Genomic DNA, 3,583 nt, shown 5'->3' with positions numbered 1-3,583 from the left:
AACGTGTCAAACCCGCGGTTCACGTATACGGCGGGCACCTCCTGTGCGGCCGCCCCGTGCGTGTCGCGGCCCATGTGCGTGGCGCGGTACTGCACGTGAAAGGCGCCCGGAGAGCCGGGGACCACGGACACGCGCATGGCGTACAGCATGTCGGACGGGCCAGGCGTGCCGGGCGCGCCGCCGCGACCCTCGGGGAGCCAGTGCAGCGGGCGCGTGACCACGTACAGCGAACTGTCTCCTGCCTGCGCGAGCAGCACCTCGCTCCCGTGACCGTGCCTGTCTCCCGCGTGCACCGGGTTCCAGGGCCACTTCCCCTCGCACCCGCCGCACAGGTCGCCCCCCGGCTCGTCACCATCGTACAGGGAAAGCTGCACCTCGCGCCCGGGGTCGTAGGCGTTCACCATGTTGACCCCGTTCAGGCTCACCTCGGCAATGGCGCCCCCCCACCGCCGGTCCAGCCCGATGCGCGTGGTCGTCGCGCCGTCCCTTCGCTCCAGGTACAGCATGTCACCCGACCCGTACGTCCGCACCTGGCCGCCCGCGGCCAGCGACGGCTGCGTGCCCCCCTCGTTGGCCCCGCAGCCGGCCAGCACGAGAAGGAGCGCGGCCGCAGCCCGGCACGGCAGGCGGGGAGCCAATGCTTCCATGAAGACTGCCCAGGCATGAGAATCAGGACGGGCCCCGGGGGGAAACCCGGGTCAGACCGGCGTTCGCGCGGCCAGCGCCTGCACCATGCGTTCCGCCGCGCGGCCGTCCCACCCCTCGGGCGCCCCGGCGCCCGGCGCGGGGCGGGGCTGGCGCACGGCCGCCGCCCACGAAGCCACGATGCCGTCGGCCGTCAGCGGCCAGGGCGCCAGCCGGTTGGTGCCCCGCGCCACCGTCACGGGACGCTCCGTCTGCTCGCGCAGGGTGACGCAGGGAACCCCCAGCGCGGTGGTTTCTTCCTGCAGGCCGCCGGAGTCGGTGAGCACGACGGCCGACCCGTCCACCAGCCCCAGCATTTCCAGATACCCCAGCGGCTCCAGGACCCGCACCCCGCCCAGCCGCTTTCCCAGCCCGTGGCGTTCCACGCTGCCGCGGGTGCGCGGGTGCATGGGAAAAAGCACGGGCATGCGCTCCGCCACCCGGGCCAGCCCCTCCAGCGCCGTCCCCAGCACGTGCGGGTCGTCCACCCCGCTGGGGCGGTGCAGAGTCACGACCGCGTATCCGCCCCGGTCCACGGCGTAGCGCGAGGGCACGTCCAGGGCGCGTGCCTCGCCCAGGCGGGCCAGCAGGGTGTCGATCATCACGTTCCCGGCGAACACCACCCGCTCCGCGGGGATGCCCTCCGCAAGCAGGTTGCCGAGCGCGTCGGGATCGGGCGTGAGCAGCAGGTCCGAGAGGCGGTCGGTAAGTACGCGGTTCACCTCTTCGGGCATGCGCCAGTCGCCGCTGCGCAGCCCGGCCTCCACGTGGGCGATGCGGCACCCCAGCTCGTCGCGCAGCTTGGCGGCCACCAGCGCACAGGCGAGGGTGGAGTTCACGTCGCCCACCACTACCACCCAGTCGGGGCGCACCTGAACCAGCACCGGCTCGAACGCCTCCATGACCCGCGCGGTCTGCCGCGCATGGCTTCCCGAACCCACCCCCAGGTGGTGGTCGGGCACGGGAAGGCCCAGCTGCTCAAAGAAGCGGCCGGACAGCTGCTCGTCATGGTGCTGTCCGGTATGCACCAGCACGGCCTCGGCGCCGGCCTGCCGCAGCGCGGCCAGCAGCGGAGCCACTTTCATGAAATTGGGGCGGGCGCCCGCCACCACCAGAACTCGCATCACGACCGGGATCAGGAGAAGACCGGGGCCACACCCTCGCGGGGCGCGGGCCGGCGGATCAGGAGCGGCGCTCCATCTGCCGGGCCACCCGCGTGGGGGCCAGGAGCAGCACCGGGTAGGCCGCCAGAAAGCGCAGCCTGCGCGACCGCAGCTGGTGGGGAGCTTCACGGAGGTAGGTGGCCAGCCCGCGCCCCCGCTGCCCGGCGTGAAGGTAGCGCATGGCGGCGACCCGGCCCAGGTGGTCAAGAAACGCCCGGCGCTCCTCCGGGGTCACGGCCGGGCCGGTCGCGAGGCCGCCGCGGGCCTCGAGCGCGCGCAGGTAGCGCAGTCCCGCCCCGAAATACTCGGCTTCCCCCGACACGTTGGACGGGTGGATGCGGTAGATGGCCAGCACCCCGTCGCCCGCGATGCCAAACGGGCCGCGCGCAAAAAGCCCGAACAGGAACTCCACGTCCTCCACCGCGCCGCGCTGCGTGCCGTACCGCAGCCCGGCGGCGCGCTCCCGGTCGAACAGGACCACCGACGAGGTGATTGCGACGGGGCGGCCGTCGATCCACTCGCGTACGGGGCGCTGCACGATCCCGTCCGGCCCCGCCACCTCGCCCGCGTCGAAATGAGCCACGGCGGGAGAGGTGGAGAACGCGTAGGGAACCGAAACCCCGCAGCACGCGGGGTGGCGGCGCATGAACTCCACCTGCGCGGCCAGCTTGCCGGGAAGCCACAGGTCGTCGTGGTCCAGCAGCGCCACGTAACGGCCGCGGGCCTCGTCGATCCCCCGGTTGCGCGCCGCGCCCACGCCGCCGTTGGGCTGCCGCACCACACGCACGCGGTCTCCCCAGGCGCGCAGCCGCCGCGGCGTGTCGTCGGTGCTTCCGTCATCCACCACCACGACCTCGAAGTCGCGAAAGGTCTGCGCGAACACCGACCGCAGCGCCTCGTCCAGCAGATCGGGCTGGTTGTAGGTGGGGATCACCACCGACACCGTGGGCGGCACGCGGCTGCTCACGAGCCGCCCACCAGGTCCCGGGCCGCGCTCCACATCCCCTCGGCGAACCGGTGATAGCGCAAGGCGGTGAGCTCGCGCAGAACCACGGGAAGCCGGCGCAGCAGGCCGCGGGGCAGCGCGGCGCGGGCGCGGAGGTTGGCGATCTTGCCGTCCAGCTGCCGCGCCGCGCGGCTCTCCGCGAAGCCGCTCCACCGGCCGGCCAGCGACCCCCGGGTGGCTTCCAGCGCCTGAATCTCGCCCAGGTACGACCCCGGCTGCGCCCGCAGCGAACGGAACAGGCGCTCCAGCAGCCCGGGATTCCACTCCGCCGGGCTTCCCGGACCCACCTGCTGGGACTCGTGCCTGCGGTACAGCAGCAGGGGCTCGCCGATCATCACGACCTCGGCGGCGGCGGCGGCCACCAGCGCGATCCAGCCGTCGTGGATGCGGGCCGTGTCCTCGGGAACGGGGAGGGCAAGGGGAACCAGGTCCGCGCGAAACACCATCGCGGCGCCGGTGACCAGGTTGCGCCCGGTCAGAAGGGGAAACGCCTCCCCGCGCGCCACGCGGCGAACCATGCGGGGGGTGATCCCGAACGACTCCCACAGCCGCGCCCCGGTGGGACGCAACCGTTCGTCCACCACCATCCCGTCGGTGAACACCAGCGCCACGCCCGGATGCCGCTGAAACTCCGGAACGATGCGCGCGAGCTTGTGGGCGGGCCAGACGTCGTCCTGGTCGCAGAGCGCGATCAGCTCGCCCGTGCACATCCCGATCGCCCGCTCGAAGT

The 3,583-nt window shown here is 73.1% G+C and carries 3 protein-coding genes and 1 pseudogene; all 4 read right to left on the bottom strand.

Annotation, left to right across the window (positions count from 1 at the left end):
• A pseudogene (locus VF665_RS05195) lies at positions 1-647 on the bottom strand (hypothetical protein); the annotation flags it as partial.
• A gap of 51 nt (positions 648-698) precedes the next feature.
• Entirely contained in the window at positions 699-1,808 is a 1,110-nt protein-coding gene (gene wecB, locus VF665_RS05190; RefSeq protein ID WP_331052354.1) for a non-hydrolyzing UDP-N-acetylglucosamine 2-epimerase, read from the bottom strand.
• A gap of 58 nt (positions 1,809-1,866) precedes the next feature.
• On the bottom strand, positions 1,867-2,814 hold the full coding sequence (locus VF665_RS05185; protein WP_331052352.1) for a glycosyltransferase family 2 protein: 948 nt from the start codon (positions 2,812-2,814) through the stop codon (positions 1,867-1,869).
• Positions 2,811-3,583 (bottom strand): hypothetical protein (locus VF665_RS05180; protein WP_331052351.1); only part of this gene is annotated, 773 nt, incomplete at its 5' end. The genes VF665_RS05180 and VF665_RS05185, both read right to left, overlap by 4 nt.

Origin of the sequence: Longimicrobium sp. (assembly GCF_036387355.1) — a bacterium.
Taxonomy (GTDB): domain Bacteria; phylum Gemmatimonadota; class Gemmatimonadetes; order Longimicrobiales; family Longimicrobiaceae; genus Longimicrobium.
The sequence above is the reverse complement of the archived record's forward strand: the minus strand, read 5'-3'. Positions and strand labels throughout refer to the sequence as shown.

Bases quoted from the DNA above. Each gene is read 5' to 3' on its own strand.
- wecB (WP_331052354.1), bottom strand. From the start codon at position 1,808: ATGCGAGTTCTGGTGGTGGCGGGCGCCCGCCCCAATTTCATGAAAGTG.